Source organism: Amycolatopsis sp. NPDC058986 (assembly GCF_042741125.1).
Lineage (GTDB): Bacteria > Actinomycetota > Actinomycetes > Mycobacteriales > Pseudonocardiaceae > Amycolatopsis.
The window spans coordinates 61,283-76,150 of the sequence record NZ_JBHYJW010000003.1 but is presented as its reverse complement, the minus strand read 5'-3'; the positions used below and the strand labels follow the sequence as shown (position 1 = coordinate 76,150).

Here is a 14,868-nt window from a genome sequence, read left to right as displayed (position 1 = left end):
CTCCCGTGGCCGTCCGTGTTCCCGGCACGGACGGCCACGGGCGTTGGTCACGCGTGCTCGTCGACCGGTCCGAGCAGCTTGGTGCGGAACAGGTCCAGCACTTGATCGAGCGCGATCCGGGTCGGGGTGCCGGGGCTGTCGACGAGGTGCTCGGTGAGTACGGAGTGCGGCGGGAGCACACCTTCCGGGTTGGCGTCCTCGTCGTCCAGCTCGACGGCTACGAACGCGTCGCCCAGTTCCCGGCGCAGGAACCCGAATCGTGCCTCGGGTACGAACTTGTCGCCGCGGAAACGCATTCCGAGCACCTGCAGCCCCTCGCGGGCACAACGGTCCTTCACCACGGCGAGGTCCGCGGCCGAGATGTCGATCGTGCCCGCGCGCCGGCGGCCGATCGCCAACGGCAGCGACGGCTGCGAAAGCACCGGCGCGAGCAACCGGTCGTCGACCGCCATCGCCAGCGCGAATCCGCCGGTCAGGCACATCCCGACGGCGCCGACGCCGGGCCCGCCACAACGTTCGTGTTCGCGGGCGGCCAGCGCCCGCAGCCAGGTCACCACCCGGGAGGAGCGGCCGGTCGCCAGCAGGGTGAATTCCTTGCTGACACACACTTTGGCCATCGTCTCGACCCCGTAGGCGAGCATCGCCGCGTAGCCGTGGGCGGCCGGGTTCGGGTCCCGCCCGGCTCGCCCGAACAGGTCCGGCATGACCACGGTGCAGCCGATCGCGGCGACCCGCTCGGCGAACTCGGCGACCTTCGGCGTGATGCCGGGGACTTCGGACATCACGATCACGGCGGGCCCGGTCCCGCGCCGGTGGACGGCGTGCGTCACGCCGTCGTGGGTGAAGTCCTCCCGCGAGAAGCCACTGAGGTCGTGGTCGGTCATCGAGCCGCCTTCCGGTCAACGGGCTGCCGCCCACGGTACTGACCGGAGTCCCTTGTTCAGGGGCGGGTGCCGGTCCCGAGGTAGCCGTTCTCCAGTAGCCGGATACCCATTTGCCGGTACAGCTCGGCGTTGTCCGGGGTGGCCGCGCCGAGCCCGTCGACGTAGCGGTTGTACAGGCAGAACGCCGCGGCGATCAGGACCGTGTCGTGGACTTCCATGTCCGTCGCCCCTTCGCCGCGCGCGGCCGCGACCAGTTCGCCGGTCACCGCGCGCCCGCTCTCCCGCGTCGCGAGCGCGATCTTCAGCAAGGCGCGGATCTTCGGCGACACCGGGGCGTGGTCGACGTTCTGGCACGCCGCGTCCACCACGGGCATCCCGCCGTCGAGTGCTTCGGCGGCCACCGCGGCGTGACTGCGGGAGCAGAACTGACACTCGTTGGCACGGGAGACGACGGCGGCGATCAGCTCCCGGTCCCCGACCGTCAGGCTGCTCGGCCCGCGCAGCAGCACCTCGGCGAGCTGGTTGAGCGGCGCGGCCGTTTCGGGGCGGAACGCGAGCAGTCCGACGATTCCGGGCAGGTTCTCGTCGACGGGGATGTGCGGCATGGGTTCTCCTCGCGGTGTGGTGATCCGGCCGTGCTCAGTCTTCCCGGATCACCACACCGCGGGCCATCCTCCAGAATGCCGCGCTCAGGTGATGGTGAAGTCGTCCGCGTAGACGTTGCCCTGGCCGTACCAGCCGTGCACGTACACCGTCACCGCGCCGGACGCGCCGGTCGTGAACGGCACCGACAGCTGGGTCCAGCCGGTGGCCGAGGTCCACGAGCTGGCGGTCGCGCCGCCGCGGACACCGAGATAGGCGAAACTGCCCTGCACCCAGGCCTTGAGCGTGTACGCGTGGTTCGGCGCCAGGGTGAGGTTCTGGCTCGCCTCCCCGGTGGACGAACCGGTGGCCGCCGCCTGCAGGGCGTGCGAACCGGAGTGCACCGGCGAGGACACGACCGAATCGCCCGCCACGGCGGTCCACGGGCTCAGCGCGCCGGATTCGAACCCGGCGTTGAGGACAGGGCCCGACGGGGTGTCGCCGTTGATGGTCAGGGTGTAGGTCGCGGTGTGACTGCCGGAGGCGGCGGTGCCGGTGATCGTCAGGAGGTAGCTGCCTGAGGCAGTAGCCGCGGTCGTGGCTATCGACAGCTTCGCGCTTTCCCCCGCGGTCACCGTGGACGGGCTGATCGTCACCGTGGCTCCCGAGGGCGCGCCGGTGACCGCGAGGCTGACCTGCTGCGGCTTCCCGCCGGTGACGGCGGTCGCGATCGACGCGGTGAGGGAGCCGCCGGGGTCGACCGAGCCGGTTCCCGGGCTGGAAGTCACCGAGAAGTCGTTGCCGGGGACCGGATTTCCGCCGGTGAAGGGTGCGAACGTCTTGCTGAAGTAGTACAGCGGCTGCTCGATGCCCGAGCAGTTGTCCGCGGCGGATCCGCCGGGGCAGTTGCCGTTGTCGCGCTGCAACGCCCAGAACGACAGCTCGTTGATGCCCTTCGAAACCGCCCAGTTGTAGACCGTGGTGGCGTCGGCCGTCGTGAACGTCTCGCCGGGACCGAAGTCGTCGACGCCGATCATCTCGGTGATCCCGACCATCGCCCAGCGCTGCGGCTCCGTCTTGCCCGGATAGAGCGCGCCCAGCTGGGAGACCAGGCCGTTCGCCGAGGTCTTGGTGTCCTCGGCCATGTTGTGCGTGGCGTTGTCGTAGTAGTCGAAGGTCATCATGTTCACCACGTCGACCCGCGCGCCGTTGGAGACCGCGTTGCGCAGCACGGCGAGCCCGTTTTCGGCCAGCCCCGAGGTCGTGGTGGGCAGCGTGTAGGAGAACTGGATCGAGCGACCGGTGGAGGCGGCCCAGTCCTCGACCTTCTTCATCGCCTTGTTGCGCCGGTCGATCCCGGCGGCGTTGGTCAGCGAGTTGTCCTCGATGTCGAAGTCGAGGCGCGGCACGTCGTAGGTCGTGATGACCTGCTCGTACGCGGCGGCGATCTGGTCCACGTCGGTGCAGCTGTCGGCGATCTCGGTGCCGTTGTGCGTGGCCGTGTAGCCGCCGAAGGACGGGATGACGTCGCCGCCGCGGGACCGGATCGTGGCGATGTCGGCACCGAAGGTGGCCTGCGAGACCGGCATCCCGGTGTCGCCGTTCCAGTAGACGGTGCACGAGCCCTTGGTGGCGGCCTGCAGGAAAGCCATCGTCAGGTGCTTGGCGCCGGACTGCTGGGCCAGGTTCGCGGGGCTTTCGCCGGTCCATGCCTCGAAGTACGGGGCGAACACGTGCGCGGGCAACGGGGTGGCGGCGTGCGCGGTGCCGGATCCGGTGAGCAGGACACCGGCCGCGAGCACCGCGGAGGCGAGGGAGGTGAACAGGGCGCGAAGGCGTCTGTGTCGGGACATTCTGCACTCCAGTGCAGTCGGGACATCGCTGTCTCGGGATTGCTGTGGGGAGCCGTACCGCGGCGAGGCACGGCGGGAAGCGTTCTCCAGGATTGGACTAGACCATTGATCAAGTCAAGGTCTGGACCACTGCGGCACACTGGTCCTCACCACGGCATTCGGGTGAAGCGGTACCGCCGGGTCCGGAATCCGATACTGAGCGTATGCAACAAAATCGATAATGGCGTTCTCACCAGGCGGATCTCCCGGTAGCGTCGGCAGCCATGCGGGTGAGCTGGGGGCAATTCGGCCGACTGAGAGTCACCAAGCCTTGGCGCGCCGCGCCACGGACGGCGTTGTCGAGTCCGTTGACGCTCATCGTCGCCGCGGTGACCGCGCTGCTCGCCTGTTTCCTCGGCACCGCGGCCGTGCTGCAGGCGGCGGCCGCGGGCGGCGCCACGGTCGCCTATCAGACCGGCACGGTCTGTCCGGACGAGTACGGCCCGGTGTTCGCCAAGAACGGCGTCCCGGTGAGCGCCGTCCCGGCGGTCCTCGACACGGTCCGCCGCCACGCCGCCGCCCGGGGATTCACCGCACCCGCCACCGGGATGTACACGCCGGTCCTGTTCAACACCGAATTCAACGGCGTTCCCTACTACAAGGTGGTGCTCGGCTACCGCGAGCAGGCCGGTCTGGACCACCTGACGATGCTGCGGGGGTCGCGGACGCCGGGCGTGTGGCTCGGCGAGGTCGTCGCGGGAGCCCAGCACATCGGTGTCGGCACCCGGCCCAGCTTTCACGGAACCGCCCTGCCGCCGGTCACCGGGCTCTACGCGGATCTGCTCGATCCGCCGCCCCGGTGGTGGTGTTCCCAGCAGCGTTCCGCGGTCGTGAACCGGCTGGCGAACGATCCGCTCGACTCGGTCATGTTCGCCACCGACCGGAAGACCTTCGACGACACGGTGCGCGCCGTCGGGCTGCCCGGACTGAGCAATCTCCACATCTCGTTCTACGAGCCGCCTCCCACCACCGTGAGCGCCGCCGACGACCTGCTGGCGCGGTCGAAGGCACTCGTCGAGGACGTCCGCGCCGACCTTGCCACACAAGGTCTTGCCAACGTTGTCATCGGGTCGACGCCGTTCCAGCGTTCCACCGAGATCAGCCACGAAGCCCGCGACAACGTCCTCGTCTCGATTCTGCCGCTGGCCGCGATCAGCGTCCTCGTCGGCTGCGCCGGGATCGGCACGGTGGCCCTGCAGTGGTATCAACGGCGCCAGCCGCAGCTCCGCCTGCTTTCGGCGCGGGGCAGCGGCCCGGCCGCGCTCGGCATGCTCGCGGTCGCCGAACTCGGGCTGCCGATCCTGCTCGGCGGCGCCGCCGGCGCGTTCCTGGCCCGCCTCCTGCTGAGCGTGTACGGACCACCAGGCGAACCCGACAGCGGCTCGGAACTTTCGGCGGGCCTGGTCGCCGGGGGCGTGCTCGGGCTGGCCCTGATCCTGCTCGCCGGCGTGGTCGCGATCCGCGCGCACCGCGAGTTCGAACTCGGCCGGGTCCGGCGTGGCCGCGGCGCCGCACGGCTGCTGATGTTCGTCCCGTGGGAACTGGCGACCGCGGGGCTGGCGGTACTGGGCTGGAACCGGCTCGTCGACTACGGCGACGCGTCCAAGCTGGGCAACCCGCTCCCCCAGGTCGACCCGCTCGCACTGACCTACCCGGTGTTCGTCGTGCTCACCGTCGGCCTGCTCGCCGCGCGCATCGCCTGGCTGGCGCTGCACGCCTCCCACCGGGCGCGGCTGTGGTCACGTCCGGCGCTGCAGCTGGCGATCCGCAGACTCGCCAGCGCGCGGGCCCCGGTCACCGGGGTGCTCGTGATCGGCACACTGGCCATCGGCACCCTCGCCACCGGGACCGGGATCGCCCGCGGTCAGGAGGACGCGCTGCGGACGAAGTCGGCGGTGTTCGTCGGCGCCGAAACCCGCATCGACACCGAAAGCACGCTCGGCATGGGCAGCATCCCGATGCCCGCCGAACTCCGCGGCACCAGCACGATCGTCGGGGAGCTGACCGGCACCGGCAGTGTGGTGCTGGTGGTGGATCCGGCCACCTTCCGCCACGCGGCCGCGGCCGAAGCACTGTCCGCCGACGCCAAGGCCCTGCTGGACAAGCTCGGCCCGGTGGGCGGACAGGGCATCCCCGCGATCCGTGTCGGGCACACCCGCGCCCAGACCGCCGCGCTGCCGTACGGGCTCGCCGACGCGGCCCCGATCGGCGACGTCCCGATGTTCCCGATCATCGGCACCAACCCGGGCTACGTGATTTCCCGGGCGGCGCTCACCGGCTCGCAGCTGTACTCCGTTCCCAAGTGGAGTGTGCTTTCCAGCGCGCCGATGAGCGTGGTTTCCGCCGCACTGACCAAAATCGGGCTCACCCAGCCCAACCGGATCAGCCGCGAAGCCGCGCTCGACGCGCTGCCCTTCTACGTCGTGTCGTGGACGTTCTCCTTCGTCGCACTGCTGGGTACCGTCCTCGGCGTGGTCGCGGTGCTCGCGCTGCTCGTCGCGGTCGAGGTCAGACGGCGGCAGAACGCGCTCGCCGGGGCGCTGGTGCTGCGGATGGGCATGCGGCCGAGGGCACTGCTGGCCAGTCACCTCATGGAACTGGGCGCGCTCAGCGGGCTGGCGGTCGTCGTCGGAGTGGTGTGCGGGGTCTCCGTCGCGGGCCTTTCGGTGTCGCGGTTCGACCCCGCGACGTTCCTCGCGCCCCGTTCGGAACTGCCCGACCTGGCACCGTTCGTGCTGATCGTCTGCGGCGTGGGCGCCCTCGTGGTGGCGCTGGCAGGCTGGCTCGCGGTGCGGTCGGTCCGCACCGCACGGACCGCGGAGCTGATTCGTGCCCAGTAAACCGATTTTCCAGCTGCGCGGCATCGGCGTCGACTACCCGACGCCCGCCGGGGTGGTCACCGGTGTCGACGAGATCGGCATCGACATCCCCGCGCGGGGACTGACCGTGCTCGCCGGGCCGTCCGGTTCCGGGAAGTCGACCCTGCTCCGGGTGCTGGGCCTGCTGGAGCGGCCCGCCCGCGGCACGCTGACGTTCCAGGGCGCCGACACCGGGAAGCTGCGGCATTCCGAACGCCGGGCCCTGCGGCGAGACCACCTCGGGCTGATCTTCCAGAACCCGCCGGACAACCTCTTCTCCTATCTCAACGTCGCCGACAACCTGCGGGCCGCCGCCGAATCCGCCCGCACCGAATGCCGCCCGGACGAGATCCTGCGCCAGCTCGGGCTCGACGGGACCGGGCGCTGGCGGATCTCGGCGCTGTCGGGCGGGCAGCAGCAGCGGCTCGCGTTCGGGTGCGCGCTGGCCCGGCAGTCGTCGGTGATCCTGGCCGACGAACCGACGTCCCAGCTCGACGAGGCCTCCGCCGATCTCGTGCTCGACACGCTGCGGTTCCTCGTCGACCAGGACTTCGCGGTGCTCGTGGCCTCCCACGACGAACGGCTCATCTCCCTCGGCGACCGGATCGCCCGGCTGCACAAGGGAAAACTCGAAGGTGTCGAAACCACCACCGCGGACGGCGGGGAACCCGGAGGGACGCGATGACCGCCGAAGCCGCCGACGACTCGCTGGTGCGCGCGGTCGCACTGCGGCGAAGTTTCGCTCACCCGAGCGGGGACGTCGAGGTGTTGCGCGGGCTCGAACTCCACGTCGACGCGGGTGAGCTGGTCACCGTGTCGGGCCGCTCCGGTTCCGGCAAGAGCGCGCTGCTGGCGTTGCTGTGCGGGTTCGACTCCCCCGACTCGGGCCGCGTCCTGCTCGACGGCGTCCCGATCACCGGCGCGCCACCCTGGCACACCTGCGCGGTGCTGCCGCAGGCGCTCGGGCTGGCGAACGAACTCACCATCGCCGAGAACGTCGCCTTACCCCTGCGGCTGCGTTCCGACGTGCCCCGGCCCGGCGACGGCGCGATCACCGCCAGGGTGGCCGAGCTGCTCGACGAACTCGGCATCGGCGACCTCGGCGACCGCTACCCGCTGGAGGTCTCCTTCGGCCAGCAGCAACGGGTCGCGCTCGCCCGCGCGGTCAGCGGGCGGCCGCGGGTGCTGCTCACCGACGAGCCGACCGCGCACCTCGACGCGGGCAGCACACCGCGTGTCCTGCGGCTGCTGCGCCGGTGCGCCGAGGAGGGCGCGGCGGTCGTCGTCGCGACCCACGACGACGAGGTGCACCGCATCGCCGACCGCCGCGTCCGGCTCCTCGACGGCGTCCTGACCGCATTGCTCGACTGAGCCTTCAGTCCTCCAGCACCGTCAGGTCCAGACCGGCCAGGCGCGCCGGGTCTGCGAGGATGTCGATCTCGACGATCCGGCCGTTCCGGACGGTGACGCCCATGACCCCGACCGGCTCGCCTTCGCGGCTCGTGACGAGCCCGACGGCGCCGTTGACGAGCGCGGGCCGAGCGAGGTGCGAGAACCGTGCGAACATCAGGGCGCGCTTGGCGACGTTCTCCGCGCCCCGCACGACCGCGGACAGGCCTTCGGCGGTGACACCCATGTCGGCGCGGAGCACCACATCCGGATCGAGAACCGCCACGAGCGCGTCGAAGTCGCCTCCGCGCGAAGCGGCGAGAAATGCGTCGAGTACCTCTCGCTGCCGATCCAGATCGGCGTCGGGCATCGGCGCGGTGGACTGGACGCGACGGCGAGCGCGGCTGGCGAGCTGACGCGTCGCCGCCGGCGACCGGCCCACGATGCCCGCCACCTCGTCGAAGGGCACGCCGAACATGTCGTGCAGGACGAACGCGAGCCGTTCGGCCGGGGCCAGCATCTCCAGCACCACCAGCAGCGCCAGGCCCACCGAGTCGGCGAGCAGGACCTCCTGCTCCGGGTCGAGGCCGTCGGCGCGGCTCACCAGCGGCTCCGGAACGTGGACGCCGAGCGGTTCCTCCCGCCTCGACTTGCGCGAGCGCAGCATGTCCAGGCACACCCGGCCGACCACGGTGGTCAGCCAGCCCCCGAAGTTCTCGACCTCGGCGGTGTCCGCGCGGCTCAGCCGGAACCACGCCTCCTGCACCGCGTCGTCGGCCTCGCTCAGCGAGCCCAGCATGCGGTAGGCGACCGCGCGCAGGTGTGAGTGGTGTGCCTCGAACCGCTCGGCAAGGAACTCGTTCTCGTCCATCGGTCGCTTTCCTCCATCGACATCCGTCAGTGCTCTGACGAACCGAACCCGCCCACTGTGACCGCCGCGGTCCGTGGGGGCCTCCCCGAGAGACCCGGAGTCCCCTGGGGAGGCCCCCACGGACAGTCAGAGCGCGGTCGAGCGGCTGACGTCCTCCCACGCGGTCAGGTCGTCGGCCAGTGACTGGTGCTGGGCACGGATCCCGTCCACCGCGTCCGCACCCAGTGCCAGCCGCAGCGGCGGGTTCTCGCTGTCCACCGCGCGCACGATCGCGGCGGCCGCCTTGGCCGGGTCGCCCGGCTGTGCACCGTCCATTGTGTCCACTGCCGCCCGCGTCGGCCCCGCGGACAGGTGATAGGCGTCGATCTCCCGGGACCGCTGCATCCGGCCACCGCCGAACTCGGTCCGGAACGCGCCCGGTTCGACGATCAGCACCCGCACCCCGAACGGCGCGACCTCGGCGGCGAGCGCGTCGGAAAGCCCCTCCAGCGCGAACTTCGCCGCGCAGTACGCGCCGAACCCCGGCATGGTGACCTGGCCGCCCATCGAGCTGATCTGCACGATCGTGCCGCTGCCCTGCTCCCGCAGCCGCGGCAGCACCGCCTTGGTGACCTCGACCGCGCCGAAGAACATCACCTCCATGACCGAGCGCAGCTCGTCCATGGTCAGTTCCTCGACCGCGCCGACCGCACCGTGCCCGGCGTTGTTGACCACGACGTCGATGCGGCCGAACGCCTCGTACGCGGTTTCGACCGCGGCCGAAACCTGCGCGGGATCGGTGACGTCGAGCGCCACGGCGCGGACCCGGCCCTGTCCGCGTTCCTCCAGATCCGCCAGCGTCTCCGGGCGCCGCGCGGTCGCCACCACCCGGTCGCCCGCCGCCAGCGCGGCGAGGACGAGTTCCCTGCCGAAACCGGCCGAGCAGCCGGTGATCAGCCAGACGCGGCCGGCCGTTCCGTTCGTCATAAACGTTTCCCTCCAGTACGTCCGATCCCCCATGCTGGAGAACGATCACTCACCTCGTTCTCAAGGAGCATCATGCCCGCGGTCACCCTCGACGACGTCCGCGATGCGGCCACCCGCCTGTCCGGTGTGGCGCACCACACGCCGGTGCTGCGCTCGCGCACGCTGGACGAACGCGTCGGGGCCGAGGTGTTCCTCAAGTGCGAGAACCTCCAGCGGATCGGTGCCTTCAAGTTCCGCGGCGCCTACAACGCTGTTTCCCGGCTCGCGCCCGAGCAGCTGAACAAGGGTGTCGTGGCGTACTCGTCGGGCAACCACGCCCAGGCCGTCGCTCTCGCGGCCGCGGAACTGGGCAGCAGTGCGGTGGTCCTGATGCCCGAGGACACGCCCCAGTCCAAAGTGGACGCCACGGCCGGGTACGGCGCGGAGATCGTCACCTACGACCGCTATACCGGCGACCGGGTCGCGCTGGGTGCCGCGCTCGCGGCCGAACGCGGCCTCACGCTCATCCCGCCCTACGAGCACCCGCACGTGATCGCCGGGCAGGGCACCTCGGCACTGGAACTGCTCGAAGAGGCCGGCGCGCTGGACACGCTCGTGGTCCCGGTGGGCGGCGGTGGCCTCATCGCGGGCAGTGGCACCGCCGCGAAGGCGCTGCGTCCCGGGATCCGGGTGGTGGGTGTCGAACCCGCCGCCGGCGACGACACGAAGCGGTCCCTGGAGGCGGGCGAGCGGGTCAAGATCGACGTCCCCCGCACCATCGCCGACGGCCAGGCCGCGGAGACCCCGGGCGAGCTGACGTTCTCGATCAACCGGGAGGTCGTCGACGACGTCGCGCTGGTGACCGACGACGAGGTCCGCGAGGCGATGCGCTTCGCGTTCGAACGGCTGAAGATCGTCCTCGAACCCAGCGGCGCCACCGGCATCGCGGCCCTGCTCAGCGGCCGCGTCCCGGCACCGGGGCAGGTCGGGGTGATCCTCTCCGGCGGCAACGTCAGCCCGGAGCGGTTCGCCGAGCTGATCGCGCGGGACTGAGACCACCGAGACACTGGCACGAGCACCGGGCCGGGCCCGGGAATCCGTAGACTGGCGGCGATGCGACGTTTTCGGTGGTGGTGGGGAGCCCTCGTGCTCGCCGCCGTGGCGGTGCTGGCGGGGTTGTTCGTCTTCTTCGGCGCGGAAAGCCGCAACGGGCAGCCGTTCCCGCGGCCCAGCCCGCCCGGAAACGGCCCGCTGACCGCCGTCGCGCTCGGCGACAGCACCGTGTCCGGCGAGGGCGCCGGGATGTACACGGCGGAGACGAACGGCCCGAACGGCAACTGGTGCCATCGCTCGCCGAACGCGTTCATCCAGAAGGTCAAGTTCCCCGGGCTTCTGGAGCGCGTCAATCTCGCGTGTTCCGGTGCGCCCGCCGAGCAGGTCGCGCTCGGCGACGTCAAGCAGTGGACGGAGGGCTCGCAGGCGCAGCAGCTCGCGACGCTGGTCAAGGACCACCGGGTGCCGGTCGTGGTGATCGCCGTCGGCGCCAACGACGACCCGAAGTTCTCCGCGCAGGTCACCGAATGCTTCAAGGCCTGGTTCTCCCCCGACCTGCCCTCGTGCAGCGTCGCGATGCAACAGGGCTGGCAGTCCAAAGTGGACGCGATGGTGCCGAAGGTGGTCAAGGCCGTCGACGATGTCAAGGCGGTGCTGGCGAGGGCGGGGTATGTCCCGGCGGACTACCAGCTGGTGTTGCAGTCCTACGCCACCCCGGTGGGTCCCGGTATCCCGGAGGAACTGCGCAACCTCAACGGCTGCCCGTTCCGTCCCGACGATCTGCAGTGGATCGCGCGGGACGGGGTCACGATGCTCTCGCGCGGGCTGAAACAGGCGGCGCAGCAGACCGGTGCGCGGTTCCTCGACCTCGCGAAGGCGGGCGCCGGGCACGAGGCGTGCAGCGGCGGCGCGGATCAGAGCCGCGAGTGGTTCACGCGGCTGACCTTGAAGCTGAGCGATCTCGGGCAGGCCGACCGAGCCCAGCACGCGCTCCAGGAATCCTTCCACCCCAACGCGAACGGGCACGCCGAGGTCGCGAACTGCCTCAACGAGTTCCTCGCACTGCGGGACGGCAACGCGACCTGCCTGGCCGGGCCGGACGGCCATCTGCATCCCGCGCCGGAGGTCGTCGCCCGCTAAGCCCGGCGTTCAGAGATCGAGCGCGGCACGCAGCGCGATGTCGATGCGCTCCTGCACTTCCAGGTCGATCTCGGCGATGCGCTCGTCGAACCACGGGCGGTAGAGCCGGGTCAGGTTGAGCGTGGACACCCAGTAACGCGCGTCGATCGCGACGCCGAGGATGTCCTGCGGATCGTGGTCGAGCAGTTCGGTGCCGAGCAGCCACGGCCGCTCGGACTCGTTCACCCCGTCCGAGGACAGCAGCACCACCGTGCGCTGCCGGGAAGGATCGGTCGGAGGGTGGTACGTCCAGACTTCACCCCTGCGCACGCAGATCCTTTTCCGCCGCGCTGCGCTCGGCCTCGTCCAGCTCCGCGGCGGGCTGCGCCGGGGCCTTCTGCGGGGTGTACCCGGTACGGACCGCCTCGCGCCTGGCCGCCTTCGACAACCAGGACGAGACCGAGATCCCGTGTGCCTTCGCGGCGCGCTCGGCGAATTCGAGGGCGCCGCTGTCCAGTGAGAGAGTCACCTTACGTGTTGCCATACCTTTTATCGTACCAGCGTTCTTCCGGTCCAGCGGATTTCTGGTTCACGCAGGTCAGAGCGTCGGAGACCGGCCCTCGAACGGCGTGGACAGCACCACCGTGGTCCGGGTCGACACCTTCGCGGCCTCCCGGATCCGGCGGAGCAGATCCTCCAGGCCCAGCGGCGAGGCGACCCGCACCAGCAGGATGTAGGACTCGTCGCCCGCCACCGAGTAGCACGACTCGATCTCGGTGATGTGCTGGATCCGCTGCGGGTAGTCGTCCGGCGCGGCCGGATCGTTCGGCGTCAGCGAGATCAGCGCGGTCAGCGGAAGGCCGATCTGCTCGCCGTCCAGGCGCGCGGTGTAGCCGAGGATGACGCCCCGCTGTTCGAGGCGCCGCACCCGCTGGTGCACCGCCGAGACCGACAACCCGACCCGCTCGGCCAGATCCGTGAAGCTGCGCCTCCCGTCGGCGGCCAGCTCCTGCACGATCGCCTGGTCGAGCGGCTCCAAAGGGCCCGATCCACTCATGCGATCGCCTCGCTCCGCGAGATCGTTCGCTCGCGAACGACGCTCATGCGTCGAGCACGAGCAGCTCGTGCGGCCGGGTGTTGAGCGCCTCGACGCCGTCGTCGGTGACCACGACGATGTCCTCGATCCGCGCGCCCCATCGGCCCGCCTGGTAGATGCCCGGCTCGACGCTGAAGGCCATGCCCGGTTCCAGCGGGAGCGCGTTGCCCTCGATGATGTAGGGCTCCTCGTGCACGTCCAGCCCGATGCCGTGGCCGGTGCGGTGGATGAAGTACTCGCCGAATCCGGCGGCGGCGATGATGTCGCGGGCGGCGGCGTCGACCTGCTCGGCGGTGACACCGGGCCGGACCGCCTCGACCGCGGCCCGCTGGGCGCGCTCCAGCACGGCGTAGGTCTCGGCGACGTCGGCGTCACGCGGGGTGCCGACCGCGTAGGTGCGAGTCGAGTCGGAGTTGTAGCCCTCGGCGATCGGCCCGCCGATGTCGACCACCACGACGTCCCCGCGCTCGATGACGCGGCCGGAGACGTCGTGGTGCGGGCTGGCGCCGTTGGGCCCGGAGCCGACGATCACGAAGTCGGCGTGTGTGTGGCCCTCCTCCACGATCGCGGCGTTGATGTCGGCACCGACCTCGGCCTCGGTCCGGCCGGGGCGCAGCCATTCGTGGACCCTGGCGTGCACGCGGTCGATGGCCGCGCCCGCGGCGCGCAGGGCCGCGACCTCGGCGGCGTCCTTGCGCATCCGCAGTTCCCGCACGACCGGCCCGGCGAGCGTCTGCTCGGCGTCGCCGAGCGCGGCACGCAGCCCGAGCACGTGCAGGGCCGGGGTGAAGTCGCTGACCGCGACGCGGCCGGGCTTGCCGAGCCGGTCGGCGACGAGCTTGTACGCGTCGTCGCCGTCCACCCAGGTCAGCACCTCGACACCGAGGTCATCGGTCGGGACGTCGGCGTAGCCGGGGGCCTCCAGCTTCGGCACGACCAGCGCCGGGGTGCCCTCGGCGGGCACCACGAGCGTGGTGAGCCGCTCGAACGAGCCGCCGGCCTGCCCGATCAGGTACCGCAGGTCGGAGCCGGGCGCGATCAGCAGCGCGTCGGTGTCGGCGGCCGCCGCGGCGGCACGGGCGCGGTCGAGACGGGCACGCAGGCTGGCGGCATCGGGGGCTGGAGTGTGGAGGGAACGGCGCGACATGGGACCGAGCCTAGTCCTTGCGGACCCCGTCCCCGCTCACCCGGGCCGTGTCGGGACACCGAACCGGTGAACGCTCAGCGGTGGGTCGCGATGAGGCGTCGCAGCGCGGCGTGGGCGGGCGGGCCCCAGGTGGGTTTGCCGCCCGGGCGGCCGTGGTCACCGGCGTCGCCGATGAGGATGCCGCCGAGGGCGCGGGCCATCGCCCAGCCGCGGGCGCGGCGCAGGGTCGCGGCGTCCGGTGACGGTCGATAGGCGGCGTGGAAGCGTTCGGCGGCTTCGTCCGGCAGCAGGAGCCAGGCGGCCGAGAGGTCGTAGGCGGGATCCCCCGCGAACAGGTCGCCGAAGTCGATCACGCCGCAGATGGTGCCGTCCGCGGTGAGGATGTTGGCCGGATGCAGGTCGCCGTGGAGCCAGACTGCCGGGCCGGACCAGCCGGGCGCGGCGACGGCGTCTTCCCACACCGCGCGAACGGCGTCCGGATCACGGATGAGTCCCAGCTCGGTGGCTGCGGCGAGTTGCTCGGCGAAACCCGCGTCGTGGTCGGCCAGCGGACCGCCCCGGCCCCGGCCCACTGGCGCCTCTTCCGGGGCGGGCTGGTGAAGCGCCGTCAGGAAGGCGGCCAGTGCGGTGGCCGCCTTCGCGGCGCGCGTCACGGGAGCGCGGTCGGCGGGCTCGCCCGGCACCCAGGTGGTGACGATCCAGGAACGCGGAAACCGCGCGGACGGCTCGCCGAGGCGCTGCGGAACGGGAACCGGAAGCGGAAGACGCGGGGCGAGGACGGGCAGCCAGGTGTGTTCCTTGCGCAGCAACACGTCCGCGGAGGACGTCGCCCAGGGCAACCGGACGGCGAGGTCGGCACCGAGCCGCCACAGCTGGTTGTCCCAGCCGCGCGCGCCGAGCCGCACCGGGCGATCGGCCAGATCGGGGTGCTGGTCGTGCAGCAGATCCCGCACCAGCTCGGCGGTGATCTCGGTCCCGGTGTGCGTCATGCGGAGCAAGATAGCCCGGAGAGCCGACGTGCCCGGTGCGCCG

The 14,868-nt window shown here is 71.3% G+C and carries 15 protein-coding genes; 5 read left to right on the top strand and 10 right to left on the bottom strand.

The window, feature by feature from the left end:
- Positions 1-47 precede the first annotated feature (47 nt).
- From ACFW0G_RS03970 to ACFW0G_RS03960, 3 genes are all read right to left on the bottom strand, one after another.
- Complete coding sequence (locus tag ACFW0G_RS03970; protein WP_378323216.1) at positions 48-884, bottom strand: dienelactone hydrolase family protein; 837 nt, start codon at positions 882-884, stop codon at positions 48-50.
- A gap of 56 nt (positions 885-940) precedes the next feature.
- A complete protein-coding gene (locus tag ACFW0G_RS03965; RefSeq protein ID WP_378323215.1) occupies positions 941-1,489 on the bottom strand; it encodes a carboxymuconolactone decarboxylase family protein in 549 nt (182 codons plus the stop codon).
- Between the two features lie 84 nt (positions 1,490-1,573).
- On the bottom strand, positions 1,574-3,319 hold the full coding sequence (locus ACFW0G_RS03960) for a glycosyl hydrolase family 18 protein (protein ID WP_378323213.1): 1,746 nt from the start codon (positions 3,317-3,319) through the stop codon (positions 1,574-1,576).
- Positions 3,320-3,582: 263 nt separating this feature from the next.
- Here ACFW0G_RS03960 and ACFW0G_RS03955 point away from each other — a divergent pair, with 263 nt between their 5' ends.
- From ACFW0G_RS03955 to ACFW0G_RS03945, 3 genes are read left to right on the top strand one after another with little or no spacing between them, the layout of a single operon-like run.
- On the top strand, positions 3,583-6,198 hold the full coding sequence (locus tag ACFW0G_RS03955) for an ABC transporter permease (protein ID WP_378323212.1): 2,616 nt from the start codon (positions 3,583-3,585) through the stop codon (positions 6,196-6,198).
- Positions 6,188-6,901 carry an ABC transporter ATP-binding protein gene (locus tag ACFW0G_RS03950; protein ID WP_378323211.1) on the top strand — a complete coding sequence of 238 codons (714 nt, stop codon included), beginning with the start codon at positions 6,188-6,190 and terminating at the stop codon, positions 6,899-6,901. Before ACFW0G_RS03955 ends, ACFW0G_RS03950 begins: the two co-directional genes overlap by 11 nt.
- Entirely contained in the window at positions 6,898-7,587 is a 690-nt protein-coding gene (locus ACFW0G_RS03945) for an ABC transporter ATP-binding protein (protein ID WP_378323210.1), read from the top strand. Before ACFW0G_RS03950 ends, ACFW0G_RS03945 begins: the two co-directional genes overlap by 4 nt.
- Positions 7,588-7,591: 4 nt before the next feature.
- Here the strand turns inward: ACFW0G_RS03945 and sigJ are convergent, their stop codons facing one another.
- Entirely contained in the window at positions 7,592-8,476 is an 885-nt protein-coding gene (sigJ, locus tag ACFW0G_RS03940; protein WP_378323209.1) for an RNA polymerase sigma factor SigJ, read from the bottom strand.
- Positions 8,477-8,602: 126 nt separating this feature from the next.
- Positions 8,603-9,442, bottom strand: a complete 840-nt coding sequence (locus ACFW0G_RS03935) for an oxidoreductase (protein WP_378323207.1) — start codon at positions 9,440-9,442, stop codon at positions 8,603-8,605.
- A 72-nt stretch (positions 9,443-9,514) separates the two neighbouring features.
- Here ACFW0G_RS03935 and ACFW0G_RS03930 point away from each other — a divergent pair, with 72 nt between their 5' ends.
- Positions 9,515-10,474, top strand: a complete 960-nt coding sequence (locus tag ACFW0G_RS03930) for a pyridoxal-phosphate dependent enzyme (protein ID WP_378323206.1) — start codon at positions 9,515-9,517, stop codon at positions 10,472-10,474.
- Positions 10,475-10,534: 60 nt separating this feature from the next.
- Positions 10,535-11,614 carry a GDSL-type esterase/lipase family protein gene (locus ACFW0G_RS03925; protein ID WP_378323205.1) on the top strand — a complete coding sequence of 360 codons (1,080 nt, stop codon included), beginning with the start codon at positions 10,535-10,537 and terminating at the stop codon, positions 11,612-11,614.
- Between the two features lie 9 nt (positions 11,615-11,623).
- Here ACFW0G_RS03925 and ACFW0G_RS03920 read toward each other — a convergent pair whose 3' ends face one another.
- The 5 genes from ACFW0G_RS03920 to ACFW0G_RS03900 all read right to left on the bottom strand — a co-directional run bounded on the left by ACFW0G_RS03920 (position 11,624) and on the right by ACFW0G_RS03900 (position 14,825).
- Positions 11,624-11,923: a hypothetical protein gene (locus ACFW0G_RS03920; RefSeq protein WP_378323204.1), complete on the bottom strand. Its 300-nt coding sequence runs from the start codon at positions 11,921-11,923 to the stop codon at positions 11,624-11,626.
- On the bottom strand, positions 11,910-12,137 hold the full coding sequence (locus tag ACFW0G_RS03915; protein WP_378323203.1) for a hypothetical protein: 228 nt from the start codon (positions 12,135-12,137) through the stop codon (positions 11,910-11,912). Before ACFW0G_RS03915 ends, ACFW0G_RS03920 begins: the two co-directional genes overlap by 14 nt.
- A gap of 54 nt (positions 12,138-12,191) precedes the next feature.
- Positions 12,192-12,650: an Lrp/AsnC family transcriptional regulator gene (locus ACFW0G_RS03910; RefSeq protein ID WP_345392447.1), complete on the bottom strand. Its 459-nt coding sequence runs from the start codon at positions 12,648-12,650 to the stop codon at positions 12,192-12,194.
- Positions 12,651-12,693: 43 nt separating this feature from the next.
- Positions 12,694-13,836 (bottom strand): M24 family metallopeptidase, encoded by a 1,143-nt coding sequence (locus ACFW0G_RS03905; RefSeq protein WP_378323202.1) that lies wholly within the window; start codon positions 13,834-13,836, stop codon positions 12,694-12,696.
- 74 nt (positions 13,837-13,910) lie between these two features.
- Positions 13,911-14,825, bottom strand: a complete 915-nt coding sequence (locus ACFW0G_RS03900; protein WP_378323201.1) for an aminoglycoside phosphotransferase family protein — start codon at positions 14,823-14,825, stop codon at positions 13,911-13,913.
- Positions 14,826-14,868 lie beyond the last annotated feature (43 nt).

Coding starts and splice junctions, on each gene's coding strand:
- ACFW0G_RS03970 (WP_378323216.1), bottom strand. CDS start 884: ATGACCGACCACGACCTCAGTGGCTTCTCGCGGGAGGACTTCACCCAC.
- ACFW0G_RS03965 (WP_378323215.1), bottom strand. CDS start 1,489: ATGCCGCACATCCCCGTCGACGAGAACCTGCCCGGAATCGTCGGACTG.
- ACFW0G_RS03960 (WP_378323213.1), bottom strand. CDS start 3,319: ATGTCCCGACACAGACGCCTTCGCGCCCTGTTCACCTCCCTCGCCTCC.
- ACFW0G_RS03955 (WP_378323212.1), top strand. CDS start 3,583: ATGCGGGTGAGCTGGGGGCAATTCGGCCGACTGAGAGTCACCAAGCCT.
- ACFW0G_RS03945 (WP_378323210.1), top strand. CDS start 6,898: ATGACCGCCGAAGCCGCCGACGACTCGCTGGTGCGCGCGGTCGCACTG.
- sigJ (WP_378323209.1), bottom strand. CDS start 8,476: ATGGACGAGAACGAGTTCCTTGCCGAGCGGTTCGAGGCACACCACTCA.
- ACFW0G_RS03935 (WP_378323207.1), bottom strand. CDS start 9,442: ATGACGAACGGAACGGCCGGCCGCGTCTGGCTGATCACCGGCTGCTCG.
- ACFW0G_RS03930 (WP_378323206.1), top strand. CDS start 9,515: ATGCCCGCGGTCACCCTCGACGACGTCCGCGATGCGGCCACCCGCCTG.
- ACFW0G_RS03925 (WP_378323205.1), top strand. CDS start 10,535: ATGCGACGTTTTCGGTGGTGGTGGGGAGCCCTCGTGCTCGCCGCCGTG.
- ACFW0G_RS03915 (WP_378323203.1), bottom strand. CDS start 12,137: ATGGCAACACGTAAGGTGACTCTCTCACTGGACAGCGGCGCCCTCGAA.
- ACFW0G_RS03910 (WP_345392447.1), bottom strand. CDS start 12,650: ATGAGTGGATCGGGCCCTTTGGAGCCGCTCGACCAGGCGATCGTGCAG.
- ACFW0G_RS03905 (WP_378323202.1), bottom strand. CDS start 13,836: ATGTCGCGCCGTTCCCTCCACACTCCAGCCCCCGATGCCGCCAGCCTG.
- ACFW0G_RS03900 (WP_378323201.1), bottom strand. CDS start 14,825: ATGACGCACACCGGGACCGAGATCACCGCCGAGCTGGTGCGGGATCTG.